General features: G+C 58.6%; 15 protein-coding genes. 9 read left to right on the top strand and 6 right to left on the bottom strand.

Features of this window, described 5'->3' with window-relative positions; translation table 11 throughout:
- Positions 1 to 8 precede the first annotated feature (8 nt).
- On the bottom strand, positions 9 to 2864 hold the full coding sequence (glnD, locus tag CKA38_RS00825) for a [protein-PII] uridylyltransferase (RefSeq protein WP_108823805.1): 2856 nt from the start codon (positions 2862 to 2864) through the stop codon (positions 9 to 11).
- A gap of 246 nt (positions 2865 to 3110) precedes the next feature.
- Between glnD and CKA38_RS00820 the strand changes: the two genes are divergently transcribed.
- A complete protein-coding gene (locus tag CKA38_RS00820) occupies positions 3111 to 3665 on the top strand; it encodes a hypothetical protein (protein ID WP_108823804.1) in 555 nt (184 codons plus the stop codon).
- Between the two features lie 40 nt (positions 3666 to 3705).
- Here CKA38_RS00820 and CKA38_RS00815 read toward each other — a convergent pair whose 3' ends face one another.
- Positions 3706 to 3885, bottom strand: a complete 180-nt coding sequence (locus tag CKA38_RS00815) for a hypothetical protein (protein WP_152032592.1) — start codon at positions 3883 to 3885, stop codon at positions 3706 to 3708.
- A 257-nt stretch (positions 3886 to 4142) separates the two neighbouring features.
- On the opposite strand from CKA38_RS00815, the gene CKA38_RS00810 reads away from it, so the two are divergent.
- On the top strand, positions 4143 to 4826 hold the full coding sequence (locus CKA38_RS00810; RefSeq protein ID WP_152032591.1) for a hypothetical protein: 684 nt from the start codon (positions 4143 to 4145) through the stop codon (positions 4824 to 4826).
- Between the two features lie 207 nt (positions 4827 to 5033).
- A complete protein-coding gene (locus CKA38_RS00805; protein WP_152032590.1) occupies positions 5034 to 7268 on the top strand; it encodes a hypothetical protein in 2235 nt (744 codons plus the stop codon).
- Positions 7269 to 7329: 61 nt separating this feature from the next.
- Here CKA38_RS00805 and CKA38_RS00800 read toward each other — a convergent pair whose 3' ends face one another.
- The gene (locus CKA38_RS00800) at positions 7330 to 8010 is read right to left on the bottom strand and encodes a nucleotidyltransferase domain-containing protein (RefSeq protein WP_161554644.1); all 681 of its coding nucleotides are present in this window, start codon (positions 8008 to 8010) and stop codon (positions 7330 to 7332) included.
- Positions 8011 to 8168: 158 nt separating this feature from the next.
- Between CKA38_RS00800 and CKA38_RS00795 the strand changes: the two genes are divergently transcribed.
- The 6 genes from CKA38_RS00795 to CKA38_RS00770 all read left to right on the top strand — a co-directional run bounded on the left by CKA38_RS00795 (position 8169) and on the right by CKA38_RS00770 (position 12933).
- Positions 8169 to 9437, top strand: a complete 1269-nt coding sequence (locus tag CKA38_RS00795; protein WP_236919080.1) for an MFS transporter — start codon at positions 8169 to 8171, stop codon at positions 9435 to 9437.
- 108 nt (positions 9438 to 9545) lie between these two features.
- The gene (gene rpsP / locus CKA38_RS00790) at positions 9546 to 9830 is read left to right on the top strand and encodes a 30S ribosomal protein S16 (protein WP_108823799.1); all 285 of its coding nucleotides are present in this window, start codon (positions 9546 to 9548) and stop codon (positions 9828 to 9830) included.
- A gap of 136 nt (positions 9831 to 9966) precedes the next feature.
- Complete coding sequence (locus tag CKA38_RS00785) at positions 9967 to 10371, top strand: hypothetical protein (protein ID WP_108823798.1); 405 nt, start codon at positions 9967 to 9969, stop codon at positions 10369 to 10371.
- 27 nt (positions 10372 to 10398) lie between these two features.
- Complete coding sequence (trmD, locus tag CKA38_RS00780) at positions 10399 to 11085, top strand: tRNA (guanosine(37)-N1)-methyltransferase TrmD (RefSeq protein WP_108823797.1); 687 nt, start codon at positions 10399 to 10401, stop codon at positions 11083 to 11085.
- Positions 11082 to 11441 carry a 50S ribosomal protein L19 gene (gene rplS / locus CKA38_RS00775; protein WP_108823796.1) on the top strand — a complete coding sequence of 120 codons (360 nt, stop codon included), beginning with the start codon at positions 11082 to 11084 and terminating at the stop codon, positions 11439 to 11441. Before trmD ends, rplS begins: the two co-directional genes overlap by 4 nt.
- Before the next feature lie 175 nt (positions 11442 to 11616).
- The gene (locus CKA38_RS00770; protein ID WP_108823795.1) at positions 11617 to 12933 is read left to right on the top strand and encodes a mechanosensitive ion channel family protein; all 1317 of its coding nucleotides are present in this window, start codon (positions 11617 to 11619) and stop codon (positions 12931 to 12933) included.
- Positions 12934 to 13108: 175 nt separating this feature from the next.
- Here the strand turns inward: CKA38_RS00770 and CKA38_RS00765 are convergent, their stop codons facing one another.
- The 3 genes from CKA38_RS00765 to CKA38_RS00755 all read right to left on the bottom strand — a co-directional run bounded on the left by CKA38_RS00765 (position 13109) and on the right by CKA38_RS00755 (position 16662).
- Positions 13109 to 14353, bottom strand: a complete 1245-nt coding sequence (locus tag CKA38_RS00765) for a cell division protein FtsZ (RefSeq protein ID WP_108823794.1) — start codon at positions 14351 to 14353, stop codon at positions 13109 to 13111.
- Between the two features lie 113 nt (positions 14354 to 14466).
- On the bottom strand, positions 14467 to 15657 hold the full coding sequence (gene ftsA / locus CKA38_RS00760; protein WP_108823793.1) for a cell division protein FtsA: 1191 nt from the start codon (positions 15655 to 15657) through the stop codon (positions 14467 to 14469).
- A 48-nt stretch (positions 15658 to 15705) separates the two neighbouring features.
- Positions 15706 to 16662 carry a cell division protein FtsQ/DivIB gene (locus tag CKA38_RS00755; protein ID WP_108823792.1) on the bottom strand — a complete coding sequence of 319 codons (957 nt, stop codon included), beginning with the start codon at positions 16660 to 16662 and terminating at the stop codon, positions 15706 to 15708.
- Between the last annotated feature and the right edge of the window lie 2 nt (positions 16663 to 16664).

The raw sequence follows: 16664 nt of genomic DNA, 5'->3' as shown, positions 1-16664 counted from the left end.
ATGCGCCGTCACGCCGGGCCGGGGGCCGGCGTTTCCGGTGGAATAACCACTTTTTCCAGTTCGTCGCGGAGGGCGCGGAGGCGGGGGGCTTCGATGGCGGTTTCGCGACTGGTGTTTTCAATGTAGAAGGTGTCGATGGCGATGCCTCGCTCGGTGCCGATGCGCGCGAAGGTGATGCCGAAGCCGTGATCGGAAATTGCCTTGGCGAGACGGTAGAGCAGGCCGATTTGGTCGCGGGCTTGGATTTCCACGATGGTGCGTTGCATCGAGCGTTCATTGTAAACGTCGATGAGAGGCGGGAAGGTGTTTTGGAGGCTGCCCACGAGGGCGGCGTGCGGGGCGATGCGCTTGGCTTGCGCGAGGATGTCGGGGTAGAGGTCGCGGTTGGCGACGAGGGTTTGCTCGACGTTTTTGGCAAAGGTGTCCTGCGCGGCCTGGTTTTGCACGACTCCGCCGCCGGGCTCGGTGATGTAGAAGGTGTCGATGGCGATGTGGTCGGTGCGGGAGATGACCTTGGCGCCGAGGATGTTGACGCCGGCGACGCTGAGGGCGCCGGCAAGTTTGTAGAAGAGTCCGGCGCGATCCCATGTGACGACGTTGACGATGGTGAAGGCGCGGTTGAGGTCGTTGCGCCATTCGATGACGGGGCGGAGGGTGTCGAGGGATTCGGCGGCGCTGATCGACTTGAGGAGCTGGTTGACCATGCGCACGTGGAGCGCGATTTCGGCGGTGTCGGCCTGGATGAAATAGCGCTCGGGGAGGCGGTTGAAGTGCGCGGTGATTTCGTCGTCGGGGATGCCCGGGATTTTTTCGGAGAGGAGCTGCTTGAGCTTCAATTGCTTGCGTTCCGAGTTGCGGGCGGCGATGGCGGCGGTGTCGTGCATCAGGCGTTCGCTCGTGGCCCGGTAGAGCGTGGTGTGGAGCGCGTCCTTGTAGCCGTTCCAGAGTTCGGCGCTGGTGCTGCGCGAGTCGCAGAAGGTGTGGACGTAGAGATAGCGGAGGTTGTCGGCAGTCTGGACGGCCCCGGCAAAGGCGGCTGCGGTTTGCGGGTCGTCAACATCGCGTTTCTGCCAGAAGCGCGCCATGGCGAGGTGGTTTTTAATGATGAATATAATTGTCGGGCGGAGCGAGGCGTCCACTTGCAATCGCTCGAGAACGGGGCCGGCCATGAGCGCGCCGTTTTCGGCGTGGCCCTTGACGCCGTCGGCCTTGCCGATGTCGTGCAGCAGGAGGATGAGGTAGAGGAGCGAGGGGGCGGGGGTTTCGTGGAGGGCGGTGAGGTATTTGCCGGTGAAATCCTCCTCGCGCAGGAAAATGCGGTCGAGTTCGCGGATGGCGTTGAGGGTGTGGATGTCGGCGGTGTAGCGGTGGTAGTATTCGTGCTGGACGAGGCAGGTGAGGGTGTCGAATTCGGGGAGGTAGCGTCCGAGGACTCCGAGCTCGTGCATGAGGGAGAGGGTGGGGTGGACGTTGCCGACGGTGTGCATGATGGCGCGGAAGCTGGCGGCGCAGTCGGGCGAGTTGATGACGCGGCGGTTGATCAGGGGCAGGTTGTCGCGAATGAGGGTTTGGAGGGTGAAGTCGGGTTGGATGCCGAGTTGCTGGGCGTAACGAAAGACGCGGATGAGGCGCTCGGGGCTCTCGCGAAAGACGCCGGGGTGCTCGGCGGTGAGCTCGTTGCCGCGCTGGATGAAGCCGTCGACATGCTGCGTTTTTTGGTGACGGGTGAGGCGGAGCGAATCGCGGAGCGAAAGGGCGGGGGAGGGGCCGGCGGTCGCGCCGGTTTTGATGGGGTCGGCGGTGAGCGAGAGGCGGTGCTCAATGTATTTGGCGACGCGGTAGATGGTTTGCGCGGCGCGGTAATAATCGTGCATGAACTGCTCGACGCGGGCGAGCTCGTCGTGGTTGGCGTAACCGAGGCCGAGGGCGATGCGGGGTTGTTGTTCGAGGTCGAGGAGGTCGGTGGGATGCCGGGAGTTGAAGTGGAGCTCGTTGCGCACGCGCATGAGAAAATCGTAGGCGCGCTTGAAGTCGCGGAGCTGGTTGCGCTGCAGGTAACCTTCCTCGACGAGGTCGTTGACGTTGCGCAGGCCGAGTTTGACGTGGGCGAGCCAGAGAACCGAGTGGTAGTCGCGGAGTCCGCCGACGCCGTTCTTGATGTCGGGTTCCTGAAGGAAAACGGTGTCGCCGTATTTGGCGCGCCGGATGGTCTGATTTTTGAGACGGGAAGCGATGTAGGAGAGCGTGCCCTCGTTGCGGTAGAAATTCTCGTAGGCGGTGAAGAAGTTTTCGAAAAGAATGTCGGAGCCGGCGATGAAGCGGGCCTCAAGCAGGGCGGTTTTTGTCTGGATGTCTGCGCGGGCCTCGGCAAAGGCGTCGTCGGTGGTGCGCGACGAGTGGCCGACTTTCAGGCCGCAATCCCAAAGGGTGTAGAGGATTTCATCGACGAGGTGCTGCTGGAAGTCCTTGAGGTCGTCGAGGCGGACGTTCGAGGGGTAAAGGAACATGATGTCGATGTCGCTCAGCGGGCTGAGCTGGGCGCGGCCGTAACCGCCGAGCGCGACGAGGGCGACCTCCGGCGCGGGGACGCCGGGGCGGCTGCGTTTCCATGCCGCGATGGCGTAATCAAAAAGGTGCGCGAGCATGACGTCGATCGTGGCGGCGCGCGCGTGGGCGACGGCGACGCCGGATTCGCCGGCCTCGTGGCGCATGCGCATCATGGCGTTTTCGAGGCGCAGGAATGTTTTGCACGCGGTGAGGCGTTGCGCCGCGGGGACGTCGGCGCCGGAGTCGGCGAAGTTGAGGCGTCCGAGCGCGTGTTTGCGGATGCGCGTGCTGAGGGCTGTGAGTGGCGATGCGTGCACGGTGTGCTGTGTTGATGAGAGGGCAGCTTGCGGAAAATGCGGGGAAAAACCAATGCAAAGTGACGGGTGGCCGCCTTAACGGGCATTTCAAAGCCGGATTGGGTGTTTGACCGCGGGCGCAAAAGAAAAATACTCACAGAATACCGCCACTAATCCGCCAACCCCAATCAGACCAATGACACATTCTTATGGCCGCCGAGTTTTCGAAATGCCTTATGCTGCGCACGCCCAATTTTGGAGGAATAAATGAACAAATACATAACAACCACGATCATCGCCATTGCTGCCTTTATGCCTCTGGCGATAAGGGCTGACACTGCCGGGGCTCATGCCGAGCTTTCTGTGAGTGTTGATGAGGGAAAAATAAAAGGTGTATTGAGAAATATTTCCACCGATACCCTTATATGGCACTCTCCTCGCGCTGGCGATAAGTCACTAGGTTCATCACGAGCCATTAAGGTTCAATATAAACTAAAAAAATCGTCTGAAATAAGTCCGATCTTATCGCATGCAACAATGGATTCAGATATCTTTAATGACAAACACAGGTTCAATAGATTTTCGGCGTTGCAGCCACAAGCCAGCGTTGTGTTTATCGGTGATGTTAATACGATGGGAGGGTTTCTTCGAACTGTGGTTGGGAAAATGGAGGATATTGAAAGAGTGCGTTTTAGTGTGCATGTCAGCATTGGTGATGGCGCCGAAGACGCAACTAAAACAGAATATATCTCACATACGCCGTGGTATGTTATAACAAAAGGAGCCGATAAGAAATACGTGATTACTTTGAAAACCGACTGAATGTCGCTGTTTTATAATGTATAATAATTTTCAATTAATATTAAAGAAACTGCGTATGAGAAACTTGATTTGCGCGCTGCTGGTCGCGGCCGTAACCGCCGAGCGCGACGAGGGCGACCTCCGGCGCGGGGACGTCGGCGCCGGAGTCGGCGAAGTTGAGGCGCCCGAGCGCGTGTTTGCGGATGCGCGTGCTGAGGGCTGTGAGTGGCGATGCGTGCACGGTGTGCTGTGTTGATGATGCGGAAAATGCGGGGAAAAACCAATGCAAAGTGACGGGTGACAACCTTAACGGGCATTTCAAAGCCGGATTGCGTGTTTGACCGCGGGCGCAAAAGAAAAATACTCACAGAATACCGCCACTAATTCGCCACCCCCAATCAGACCCAATGACACATGCCCAAAATGCCCCCTTTACCGTCCACCATTGAGATAAAGTCGAGGCGATGTTTGATAGTAGTTAGCTTCAGTTTCTTGCTGATGCTGCCCATAGGTTGTGTTCATGATAAGTCAAAAGAGCCTGAAGCACGAGGTGTCGGCAGCGTGCCGGATGAAAATAACTATCACGATATTCTGAGCTTTAAGAATATCACAATAGACAACAATCGTTTGCATAAAAGCATTCATGGGGAACACGATGAGTTTCCCCCGAAGCAAATTGAAGTCAATTGGAGCATTAATGACTTGCAGGATGTTATCAACAAGTCTGCGCAAGTTCCCGATAAGCATATCCTGGCGATATACCTTTCGGATGATGGCGGTCTTATGGTTGGCACATCACATATTAAAAAATATGACATTAGGACGGCAGAGGGTCAGAACATTACTCTTGTCTATAAAAATAATGAATGGGCAATAAATGACGTGAGAAATTATAATAATAATCAATATGACAACATTGTTTCAGATGAAAAATCCGATATTGCACTTCAAAATTCTGAAAATGCTAACTGGTATATTAATGATTTGAAAAGTGCAATCGACAAGACCGGCATATCGCATAAGCGTATTGTTGAAATTTCTTTATTGAATTGCTTCACACTGAAGGTCGTGACGACCGGTCCTGGGAGGGTGAAGTTCCTTGGGGGACACGGGCGGGTGGTGACTCTTATCTGCAAGGACGGGAAATGGGGTGCGACAAACATCTCAATCTGGGATAGTTGAGGTGCAATCGAAGAATCATAATAATCGATAGAGAAGCTAAAGGGCTCAGTTTGAGTTTATCATTATAATTTCATAAAAATCTCTACTATGAATTCAAAATTGAAAAATATGAACGATCCGGATAAAAATATACTGCTTAAAAATGACAAAGCACGGCTTGGACTCACTCGCGTTTTCCATCCCACCCATTCACTAAAAAAGTCGGTCATGAGAAACTTTATTTGCGCGCTGCTGGTCGCGCCGATTTTCTTTTTGGGAAATTTGGAGGCGGGGAGTGGAAAGATAGACAGGAAAGCGGTTGTCGAAAGGAACTCGCCGGTTTGGAACGAGCTATTGGGTGTCACGACACTCGGCAACGGAGAGTTTGCGTTTAACTGCGACGCCACGGGATTGCAGACTTTCGCGGGAAACACGATGGCGCACTGGGCCTGGCACAGTTTTCCGCAGCCCGAGGGTTTTGAGGCGGGCAATCAAACACGGTATCCTGTGGATTCCCACGGGCGCGTGTTTAACTATCTTGCGCGGGGTTCCGGCGCGAGGGTTGCCCGCACAAAACAGGAGACCGCGGCTATCAGGTGGTATTATGACAACCCGCACATGATGAACCTTTGCCGCATCGCCTTCAGGGGAATGGACGGCGCGCAAATCAAGCCCGGGGACGTTAAAATAATCTCACGGAGACTCGATCTTTGGAACGGGAGGGTGGAGAGTGTCTTTGAATATCTCGGGGAGCGCGTGAGTGTGGTCAGCACCGTGCATCCGGACGCCGATGCGGTGGGCGTGCGTGTCGATTCCGCGCTGTTGAGGGACGGCAGGCTCGGCATGGTTTTGACGTTTGGTTACCCGCTGCGCACGCAATTGTCGCTGCGGCGCAAGACACAGCCCGATCCGAATTTCTCCAGCGTCTTCGACCGCGTCGAGGGCCACAAAACGGTTTTGGAAAATTATGGGCGGGGCGAGTTCCGCGTAATCAGGGAGATGGACGACGGCGGAAAATACATGGTTCGCCTTTGCGGGCCAAAGGGCTTTTCCGTTTCCAAGGGCGGGGGAAGTTTCGGGGACATAACGGGGGAGCACACGGTGTTTCTCCGTTCCGGAAATTCGGAATCCGCGGAGTTCACCGCGATATTTGAAAATTTGCAAAACACCGAAAACGCCTCGGACTACGGCTTGGACAGGGTGAAAAAAATTCGCCTGACGAAGGCCGGGGCGGAGTTTGGCAGGATGAAGGCCGCCGCCCAAAAACACTGGAACGCCTTTTGGAACAACGGCGGGATCGCGGATTTTTCGGCAAGCGCCGACCCGCGTTGGAAGGAACTTGAGCGCAGGGTGGTATTGTCACAATTCCTGATGGCGGCCAATTCGGCGGGCTCAATGCCGCCTTCCGAGGCGGGCTTGCTCGCGACGGATCACTGGTGCGGCAAATTCCATCTTGAAATGACCGCCTGGCACGGCGCGCCGTATTTCTTCTGGGGCAGGGGAGCGCTTTTGAAGGGCTGGGTGGAATGGTATAACAAAATCGGCCTGAAATCCGCCCGGGCGGAGGCCGCGGCCGAGGGGCTCAAGGGCGCGAAGTGGTTGAAGACGCCGGATCCTTTCGGGCGTTGGGAAAGCTGGGATCACGGGCCGAACCGAATCACCCAAAACGTGCATCCGTTTTACTTGGCGGAACTTTCCTACAAGGCCGATCCGTCGGCGAAAACGTTGCGCGAGTGGAAGGACATCATTTTTGAAACCACGGAAATGATGCTCGATTTTCTTTATTGGGACGAAGCATCAAAAAGATACGTGCTGGGGCCGCCCTTGATGAGCGGGGCGGAGGGCACGCGCGGCTTTGATTGTTGGAACTCGACGAGCGAGTTGAACTACTGGGCGATCGCCCTGCAGATCGCTCAAAAATGGCGCGCGCGACTGGGCATGCCCGGGGACGAAAAAATCGCCCATGTTTTGAAACACATTTCCAAGCCGCCCGTCGTTGACGGCGTTTATATCGACGCGGAATCGCATCCGGAGACTTGGGACAGAATGCCGGACGGCCGACGCTTTTTGCGCCCCGCATGGCTGGAGGTTTACGGTTGCGTGAGAGGGTCGTTGATAGACCCGAAAATCATGGAGCGCACCTATGACAAAATCTCTTGGGGCCTGCGAAGCGGCGACTGGAAGGGCAACCTTTGGGGCTGCGATTACCCCATGCTTGCGATGACCGCCGCGCGCCTGGGCCGCGACAAGGAGGCGGTGGACTGGCTGCTCTTCGACGCCCCCTTGAACGCCTACACTCCCGCGGGCTACAACGCCGGATGGTATCTTCCCGGCAACGGAGGCCTGCTCTGGGCGGTGGCGCTTATGTGCGCCGGATGGGACGGCTCCGATGGAACCACCCCCGGATTTCCGAAGGACGGTTCCTGGTCGGTCAAGTTTGAGGGAATTACAAAAGTGCCGTGATTTCTTTTGCTATTGGCGCCGGGGCGCGGATTTGCCCGCGGGTATTGCCGGCACCGGGCTGTTACTTTTCCCGCGTTCCGATTTTTTGCGCAAGTTCGCGCATGGTGCCGCCTGTCCAGGAGAGCATGCGCTGGAAGAGCAGATCGGGATTCAGGGCCTTTTGTTCATCGTAATAAACCGGATCCATGCCGCAGCGCAGCAGCTCCGCTTCATCTCCGGAAAGCAGGGCGAGCAAATCCTTCTTTGTTTTCGAGTATGTGCCGCTTCGCAGATATTGCACAATCTGCATGGCGAAAAAGAACCCCTTGTATACTCCCTTCAGGTCGTCCGCGCGGGTTGCCTCATTGCCGGAAACATACAGGTAGGCGGCATAATGATGCAGGCCGGACACTGCCGCCCTTGCTCCCATGATGGTATCCTCCCGGGTGACGGGCGGCAGCAGCGAGGCGAGATCGCCATGCCAAGCGTCCGTGTCTTGCGCGAATTGAAAAAGCTCAGTTGGCGGCCATGCGAGCAGTTCGTCCCGCCCGCAGGTGAAACCGCAGGCTTTTTCCCCTTCCGGGAGCGCGCGCAATATTTGCCGGTAGGCGGCGAGATCCTCCATGTCCAGGGTGTCGAGAATCGTCAGGATATCGATGTCACTATCCTCCCGCGCCTCCCCGCGGCGATGACTGCCTTGAAGGCCGACGAAGAGCAATCGCGGGCCGAAGTGTTTTTGGAGGCGGATAACAGCCTCGTTCATCCATGGTGTTACATCTATCATCACATCCCCTATGTGATGGATGGGCCGCGCACCTCAACTTTTTTCAAAAAGAAAAGTGTCCCTCGGGAATTTTTCGCCAGTCGCAATCCGTCTTGATGTTTCCGTTTGTCCGGTGTGTGGTGGGCGCCTTTTTCATCATGAGCAAGCAGTCCGCAGAAACCGTCACCGCCAAACCCGCATTCGCGCGTTCATACCAAGCCGAGGGCACGGTGATGGCGGTTCTTGTTGCGATGAGCTGCTCGCACATGCTCAACGACATCATCCAGTCGTTGATCCCCTCGATCTATCCGCTGCTCCAGCGAACCTACGACCTTTCGTATTGGGAAATCGGCGTGATCACCATGGTTGCGCAACTGGCCGGCTCGATTTTTCAGCCAATCGTGGGGCTCGCCGCGGATCGCAGGCCGATGCCGTGGTCGCTTGCGGCCGGCATGCTCATCACGCTTTCGGGCATATTGACGCTCGGGTTTGCGCACAGCTATGCGATGATTTTGTGCGGTGTGGCGCTTTCGGGCGCGGGCTCGGCGATTTTCCACCCGGAGGCGTCGCGGCTGGCGCGTCTTGCGTCGGGCGGGAAGTTTGGGCTTGCGCAGTCACTGTTCCAAGTGGGCGGCAATTTTGGCACGGCGCTCGGTCCCGTGCTGGCGCGCGCGATCATCACGCCGCGCGGTGAAAAACATATCCTGTGGTTCACGATTGTGGCGCTGATCGGGTTTGTGGTGCTGATGCGCGCGGGCGCTTGGTATAAGCAAAAACTTGCGGCGGTGCGCGCCGAGAGCGCCGCATCCGGCAATGTTGACGCCCCTGCCGCGCCCGGACCGGCGGCGCCGGTGTTTCGCCTGCCGATGCGCCGGGTGGTGCGGGCGATCACCGTGCTGGTGGTGTTGATTTTCTCGAAACAAATCTACCTCGCGAGCATGACGAGCTACTACACATTTTACATGATCCGGAAATTCGGCGTGAGCGAGGGCATGGCGCAAATGCTGTTGTTTGTGTTTTTGGCGTCGGTGGCCGCGGGCACGTTTATCGGCGGGCCGGTGGGGGATCGTGTGGGGCGCAAGATCGTGATATGGGTGTCGATTCTCGGCGCGGCGCCGTTCACGCTGTTGCTGCCGCACGCCGGGTTTGCCGCGACGATTGCGCTGACCGTGGTGATCGGTCTTGTGCTGGCGTCGGCATTTTCGGCGATTCTGGTTTACGCGCAGGAATTGATTCCCGGCAAGGTGGGGCTTGTGGCGGGCTTGTTTTTCGGGTTTGCCTTCGGGCTTGGCGGGATCGGCTCCGCGCTGCTCGGCAGGCTGGCGGATTCGGTTGGCATCGAACAGGTCTATTTCTTGTGCAGCTTTTTGCCATTGCTCGGCCTGGTGACGGTGCTTCTGCCGGACACGCGGAGGCGCGAAACGTAGAAATGCGCACTTATTTGCGGGAAATGGAGAGTGCGCTTGACAAGTTGCCGCCGGAACGGTGCATTTACCGACTTTTCATCAGAATCTTTTCAGAAATCAGCAATCAACATGGCTCTTAAAATCCGTCTTTCCCGCATAGGTGCGACGCACCAACCCATCTACCACGTGGTCGTGGCAGAGGCCCGTTCCCGTCGCGATGGCGCCGCGGTCGAAATCCTCGGCACCTACTCGCCCCGTTCCAAGAAGGACGCTCTCACACTCGATCTCGCCCGCGCCGAATACTGGCTGTCCAAGGGCGCGCTTCCGACCGACACCGCCAAGGGCCTCATCAAGAAGGTTCGCAAGTCGGCCACGATCGAAGCTCCGGCCGTAGAGGAAGCGCCCGCCGCTTGATAAGCGCGCGGCACTTCGCTTCACATCGCCAATTTTTCTCCACCATGCCTCGGCTTTTGACAAGCCGGGGCTTTTGTTTTGTTAATCAAGCCCGAACCGCCGCGCCGGCCTCCGCAACCCTCAGCTAAATCAACCCATGAACTCCGCATTTCCCCAAATCCTTATTTCGCAACTAACCACCGCGGCGCCTTACTTGCTGCTTTATACCGTCTGCTTCTTTTGCTCCCTTGCCTTGCGCTCGCGCGCCCCGAAGGCGGCGACCCTGGCCTTGATTGGAACCGCCATCCTGTTCGTGGTATCGTTTTTTGGCACTTTGATCACAGTGTATTTCATCAACATGCAAATCGGGGGAAGCATACCCGTTGAAAAGATGAATCTTATTTTCAATGGGCTTGGGATTGTAAGGGCACTGGGATACGTTATCGGGTTTGCGGGGGTGTTTGCGGCGGTGTTTGTCGGTCGCAACGACAATGCGCAGCCCGTTTCCCGTTCCCGGCCGCCCGCGCCCCCCGTCGTCAACCAACCGCCGCCGGTTGCTTGAGTTTCGAGAATTCCGCGCCGTTCATCCATGCCGCTCACAATCGACGTCATCACACTTTTCCCCCGAATGCTCGACGGGTTTCTTGCCGAGAGCATCCTGGGCAGGGGCATCGGCGCGAAGCGGCTTGATGTGCGGGTGCATGACCTGCGCGAATGGACGACCGACAAGCACCGCACGGCGGACGACCGGCCCTTCGGCGGCGGCGCGGGCATGGTGCTCAAGCCGGAGCCGGTTTTCGCGGCGATGGAGCAGTTGCAAACACCCGGGTGCAGGCGCGTTTACCTGACGCCGGACGGCGAGCCGCTTTCGCCGGCAATCGCGGAGGAGCTTTCGCGCGAGGAGCACGTTATCTTTTTGAGCGGCCACTACGAGGGAATCGACCAGCGCATTCGCGATTGTGTGATCGACCGGGAAATCAGCATCGGCGACTACGTGCTCACCAACGGCACGCTGGCGGCGGCGGTGGTGATCGACGCGCTGAGCCGTTTTATCCCCGGCGTGCTTGGTGAAGAAAAGTCATTGACGCATGAATCCTTCACAGGCAAGTTGCTCGACTTTCCTCAATACACGCGTCCCGCCGAATTTCGCGGCATGTCCGTTCCGGAAGTCCTCCTTTCGGGCGACCACCGCAAAATCGAAGACTGGCGGCACGCGCAACGTGTTGAGAAAACTCGCAAAGTCAGACCAGATTTACTCAAACAACACCAGACATGAATCCGATCATCAAAGAAATCACCGCAGACCAGCTCAAGACCAACATCCCGCAATTCCGGGTTGGCGATGGCGTGCGCGTGCACACCAAGGTTCGCGAAGGCGAAAAAGAGCGCATCCAGATTTTCTCTGGTGTCGTGATTGCCCGCAAGGGTGGCGGCATCCAGGAGACGTTTGCCGTCCGCCGCATCAGCTACGGCGAGGGCGTCGAGCGTGTGTTCCCCGTGAACTCGCCCAACATCGAGAAGATCGAGGTTGAGAAGCACTCCGTGCCGATGCGCGCGCGCCTTTATTATTTGCGCGGTCGCGAGGGCAAGGCCGCCATGGCCGTTCGCGTGAGGCGCTACGAAAAAGCCTGAGCGACACATTCTTAATTTCAGCGAGAGGCGAATCCGATTTGGATTCGCTTTTTTTTGCGCGCCAACGTGCGGCATGGAGACAGCCCCGTCCGTTGCACTCGCGGATTGTGCACCCTGAATTTTTTTCAATCGTGCATAGACAACGCCGCGGAGGCCCCCCAGTGTTGATCGCACTATGGCTGATACCAACACCGTCCCCGCAACTGCTTCCACCGACAGTATCGAAGGCTTGAGCACCTTGTTCAAGGAAACCCTGATCAATCACGGCATCTCGCAAGAAACCGCGGTGCTCACCGGCACGATCATCGCCGGCGTGTGCCTGGTGCTGGTCGCGTTTCTCGCCTACAAGATGGTCAATTTTATCGTGGTGCGAACCGTGCACCGGCTCATCGCCAAGACCGAGGCCAAGTGGGACGACGCGTTGATCGAATCAAAGTTGATCCAGCGCTTCATGCACCTCGTGCCGGCGATCATCATTAGCACGTTTAACGCCCGCGTGTTCGCCGACGCGCCCGCGGTCGCCGCGTTTGCGGACAGCTTTGTGAACCTCTACATCATCGCGATCGCGGTGGGTGTCATCTTTTCGGCGTTCGACACGGTCTATCTCATTTCACAGCGCACGAGCCTCCTCAGCGGGATGCCGTTGAAGGGCGTGATCCAGGCCGGAAAACTTGTCATCGCGCTCATTGCGGCGATTCTCGTGCTCTCGATTTTGCTCGGCAAATCGCCCGTCTATTTCCTCTCCGGAATCGGCGCCCTCGCCGCCGTGCTGATGATGATTTTCAAGGACGCGATCCTTGGTTTCACGGGCGGCATCATGCTTGCGGCAAACAAAATGGTCAGCGTGGGCGACTGGATCGAAATGCCCTCGGCGGGCGCGGACGGCGATGTGATCGACGTGTCGCTCACGACCGTGAAAGTGCGCAATTTTGACAACACGATCGTCACGATTCCCGCCTATTCGCTGGCGTCGGGTTCGTTCAAGAACTGGCGCGGCATGTCGGAATCGGGCGGACGCCGCATCAAGCGCTCGATCAAGGTTGACATGAAAACAATCCGTTTTGCCGACGAGAAAATGCTGGAGCACTGGCACCGCATCGACCTGTTGAAACCTTACCTCGACGCGAAGCTGGCGGAAATCAGCGAGGACAATAAAAAGAAGGGATGTGATCTCTCGATACTCGGCAACGGCCGCTGCCTGACGAACCTCGGCACATTCCGCGCCTACTGCGAGGCCTACCTGCGCGCGCACGCGAACATCCACAAGAAAATGACGCTCATGGTGCGACAGCTTGACCCGACGGAGAAAGGCATACCGCTGGAATTGTATACATTCACAAGCGATGTCCGCTGGGTTCAATACGAGGGTATTCAAGCGGATATTTTTGACCATCTGCTGTCGATTATCGGTGAATTCGGCCTGTCCGTGTATCAAACCCCGAGCAGCGAGGATGTGCGCGAATTCAAATCCACCCTGATTGTGAAAAATTAAGGCGGAACCCGAAACAAGTTTCATGCACGATGCCCCGCTCGGCGGGGCGTGCCCGCCGGGTTTTGTTGAACATCAAACGCGGCGGTTTCGGCGTTTCGAGCAATGGCGTTTGGTTACGCCTGAAGCATGAGTCCTTTTGTGGATGGGGTTAAATGCCCCATCCCGGGCTTTGCGACTATAACTGGATTTTGATACCTTTGCGGAGGTAGGTGGGGCGATCGAGATCCTGGTCCTCGAAGAGGTTCAGGTCGGAGTTTTCGAAGGTGCCGCGTTGCTGATCGGCTCCGGCGAAGGTGAACTCTTCCTGGTCTTGATTTGCGGCGCCTTTTGTTTTGACGACAGGTTTTTTCCCCTTGGGAGCGGGGTGTTGAATGTTGGTTTCGGCGTTGGCGTTGTCGGCGGGGGGCGGTGCCGCGCGCACGGGGCGGTTGCGGGTGCCGACATCGGTGGTGCCTATAACGCAGACTTGGATGGCGTCCGGCTGGTCGTCGGAAATGGATGTGCCCATGAGCACGTGGGCGTCGCGGCCGTATTGCGCGCTGATCACGCTCATCAAGTCGTTGATTTGGGGGAGCGTGATGGCGGAGCCGGCGATGATGTTGACGATGAGGTGGTCAACCTTGCGCGCGGTTTCGGCGATGTGCAGGAGGGGGCACATCTTGAGGCTTTCGAGGGTCTGGGTGATGATGTTTTCGCCGGAGCCGTGGCCGAGTGCGTAGAGGGTTTTGCCCCCGCGGGAAACAAAGGCGCGGCGGAGCGAGGCGAGGTCGAGGTTGATGAGGCTGGGGCGGCGGAGGATCGAGTAAATGGAATGAACGCCGCGGAGCATCCACTCGTCGGCGCGGCGAAGTGCGTCGGTGACGGATTCGGTGTCGGTGGTTTGTTGCAGGAGCAGGTCGTTGGGGAGGGTGATGACGGCGTCGCAGGCGCGGCGCAGTTCGACGAGGCTTTCCTCTGCCTGGCGCATGCGGCGCGAGCCCTCGAAACTGAATGGGAGCGTGGCGAAGGCGATGACGAGGGCGTTGTTTTCCGTGGCGAGCTCGGCAACGAGGGGGGCGACGCCCCCGCCGGTGCCGCCGCCGAGGGCGACGGAGAGAAAAATGATGTCGGCGCCGGTGGCGAGGGGGACGAGTTGCTCCCGGGAGGCCTCGGCGGTTTCTCGGCCGAGCTCGGGATCGCCTCCGGTGCTGAGGCCGCCGCGGAGGTCGGGCGCGATGAGGTGTTTTTCCGCGGGCGAGGTGTGCTGGGCGATTGCCTTGCGATCAGTGTCGATGATGGCGGTGGCGAGGCCGTCGAGGGCGGGCAGGGGAAGGCGCGCGAGGGCGTTGGCTCCGCCGCCGCCGATGCCGATGAGTTTGAAGGTGACGGGCGGCGCGTCGGGGGAGGCGGTTGGTGTGAGGGGGAGTTCGTGAAGGTCCATGCGACGGAGGCTGAAAGTTTAGTGTTTAGAGCTTGGTGTTTGGCGGTGGCACCGGCTGCGCGAGTTCAGTTTTAGTTGTCTGGATTCTGGCGCTCCGGCCCTTGGGTTTCCGGTCAACGGTTAAAGATCCCCCATATGCCTCCCTTTTTGGGCGGCAGTTGTCCGCGGGCGGCGGAGGCTCCGGTGAAGAGGAGGCCGAGGGCGGTGGCGTAGCCGGGGGCGCGGAGTTGCTCGAGGATGTGCGGGGGAAACTCACCCAGGCGGGCGGTGGATTCGAAGGCTTTCGACGCGGCGTCAACGATGCCCTCGAGCTTGGAGGTGCCGCCGGTGAGGACGATTCCGGCGGGTGTGTTTTCGGGAGTGTAATCGATGTCGAGTTTCTTGCGGACGATTTCGAATATTTCGGAGATGCGCGCGGCGATGATTTGCTCGATGCTTTGGAGGGGGATGGGGCGGTCGCCGATGCCGTGGTCGCCGTTGAGCCAGACCTTGGTTGTTTTGTCGCGACAGTGAAGGGTGGCGCGACCGTGGCGGATTTTTATGGTTTCGGCCTGACCGGGAGTGGTGCGCAGGCCGAGCATGAGGTCGTTGGTGACGTGGTTGCCGCCGACGGGGACGACGCCGGTGACGTGCGGGGCGCCGTTGCGATAGAGGACGTAGTCGGTGGTGCCGGCGCCGATGTCGATTGCAAGGACGCCGTGATGGCGATCCTCGGGGGTGGTGATCATGCTGCCGGAGGCGAGGCTGGCGAGGCCGAGGTCGAGGATGGGCAGGTTGTAACCCTGGATGATGTAGATGGAGTTGGTGACGGTGTTGGTGTCGCCGTGGACAATCCAGTAGTTGGCCTCGAGGCGGTTGCCACGGATGTTGAGGGGGTTGGCGATGATTTGGCCGTCGAGGCGGAAGGGGCGGCGAATCTCGTGAACGATTGTGCGGTTTTCGGGGAGTTGTTTGGAAAGGGCGATCTGGCAGGCGGTCTGAATGTCGGTGGAGCTGACGGTGTTGCTGGCGGAGGAGACGTTGACGATGGCGTCGGTTTTGAAGCCCTGGAGGTGCATGCCGGTTTGGGCGAGGATGACTTCGTCGATGGGAATGTGGGCGCTTTTTTCCGCGCCCTCGAGAGCGGTGTGGACGGCGTTGCTGGCGGCCTTGGCGTCGATGATCACGCCTTTCATCACGCCGGCGGACTGGCATTCGGATTTGCCGATGATGGTGAGATTGCGCGAGGTGAGCTCGCCGACGAGGACGGTGATCTTGGAGGTGCCGATTTCGACGCCGGCGATGATTTTGAAGTTTTTGGCCATTATTCGAGGATGCTGCAGTCGATATAAATCAGTGAGGGGTGAAAGGGGTCAGCGCCGGCGGTGGCTGGCGGTGGCGACCGGGTGAAAGGTGACGGGAGCCTGGATGCCGCTGGCCGTCTGGCCGACGGAGAGGTCGATGGTGTGAACGGGACCCCGGTTGGGATTCGCGGTGCGGGCGATATCGTTGAGGATGTAGTCGAGGCGCGCAATTTGGTTTATGAATTCCTCGCGGATGCCGAAGGTGATGCGGGCGGCGTTGCTGGTGTTGACAACGAGGAGGCGGTCCTCGTCGTAGCGTTTCATGGAGATGGAGCGCCAGGTGGCGTAGTGATCGGGAATGTTGATTTGGGCCTCGGCGACAAGTTTGGCGACGAAGTCGATGCCGGCGAGGGGCAGGTATTGGTGGGCGCCGGGCGCGGTGCGCAGGAGGTTGACGTCGGCGAGATAGGGGAGGGCGGCGAGGGTGCCGGGCGCGTAGTTGGCGCCCGAATACACGATGCCGTCGGTGGCGACGAGGAGTTCCTCGCGCTCGCCGCCGGGCTGCTGGATGAGAATGCGGGCGACGGGGGAGCGTTCCTCGAGCGTGACGGTGAGCGTGTCGGGAAACTGGCGGGTGAGAACGGCGGTGTGGACTTGGGCGTGATCGAGGATGCGTTTGCGCAGGGCGGTGATGTCGAGCTCCATTATGTCGATGCCCTCGGGGAGCGCGAGTGTGCGGACGGTCCAGTTGTAATCGAGAACGCCGTTGGAGCGGACGGTGATGGTTTTGAGCGGGGTGTCCTTGACGGGCGCCTTGATGTCGGAGGGGTTGTTTTTCCAGACAGTGTAAACTTCGAATGCGATGATTGCCATGACGCAGAGCAGCAGGCAGAGGGCGATTTTCTTGATCATGTCTCGTTTCTGACGTTTCTGGCTGATGGGTGTGTGGACGCCGGGGGTGACCTGGCGGGTGAGGTTCCTCCAGTTGTTGGGTGAGCGTGAGGATGGGTTGGGCGAGTGCTTCACGG

Source organism: Ereboglobus luteus (genome assembly GCF_003096195.1).
Lineage (GTDB): Bacteria > Verrucomicrobiota > Verrucomicrobiia > Opitutales > Opitutaceae > Ereboglobus > Ereboglobus luteus.
The sequence above is the reverse complement of the archived record's forward strand: the minus strand, read 5'-3'. Positions and strand labels throughout refer to the sequence as shown.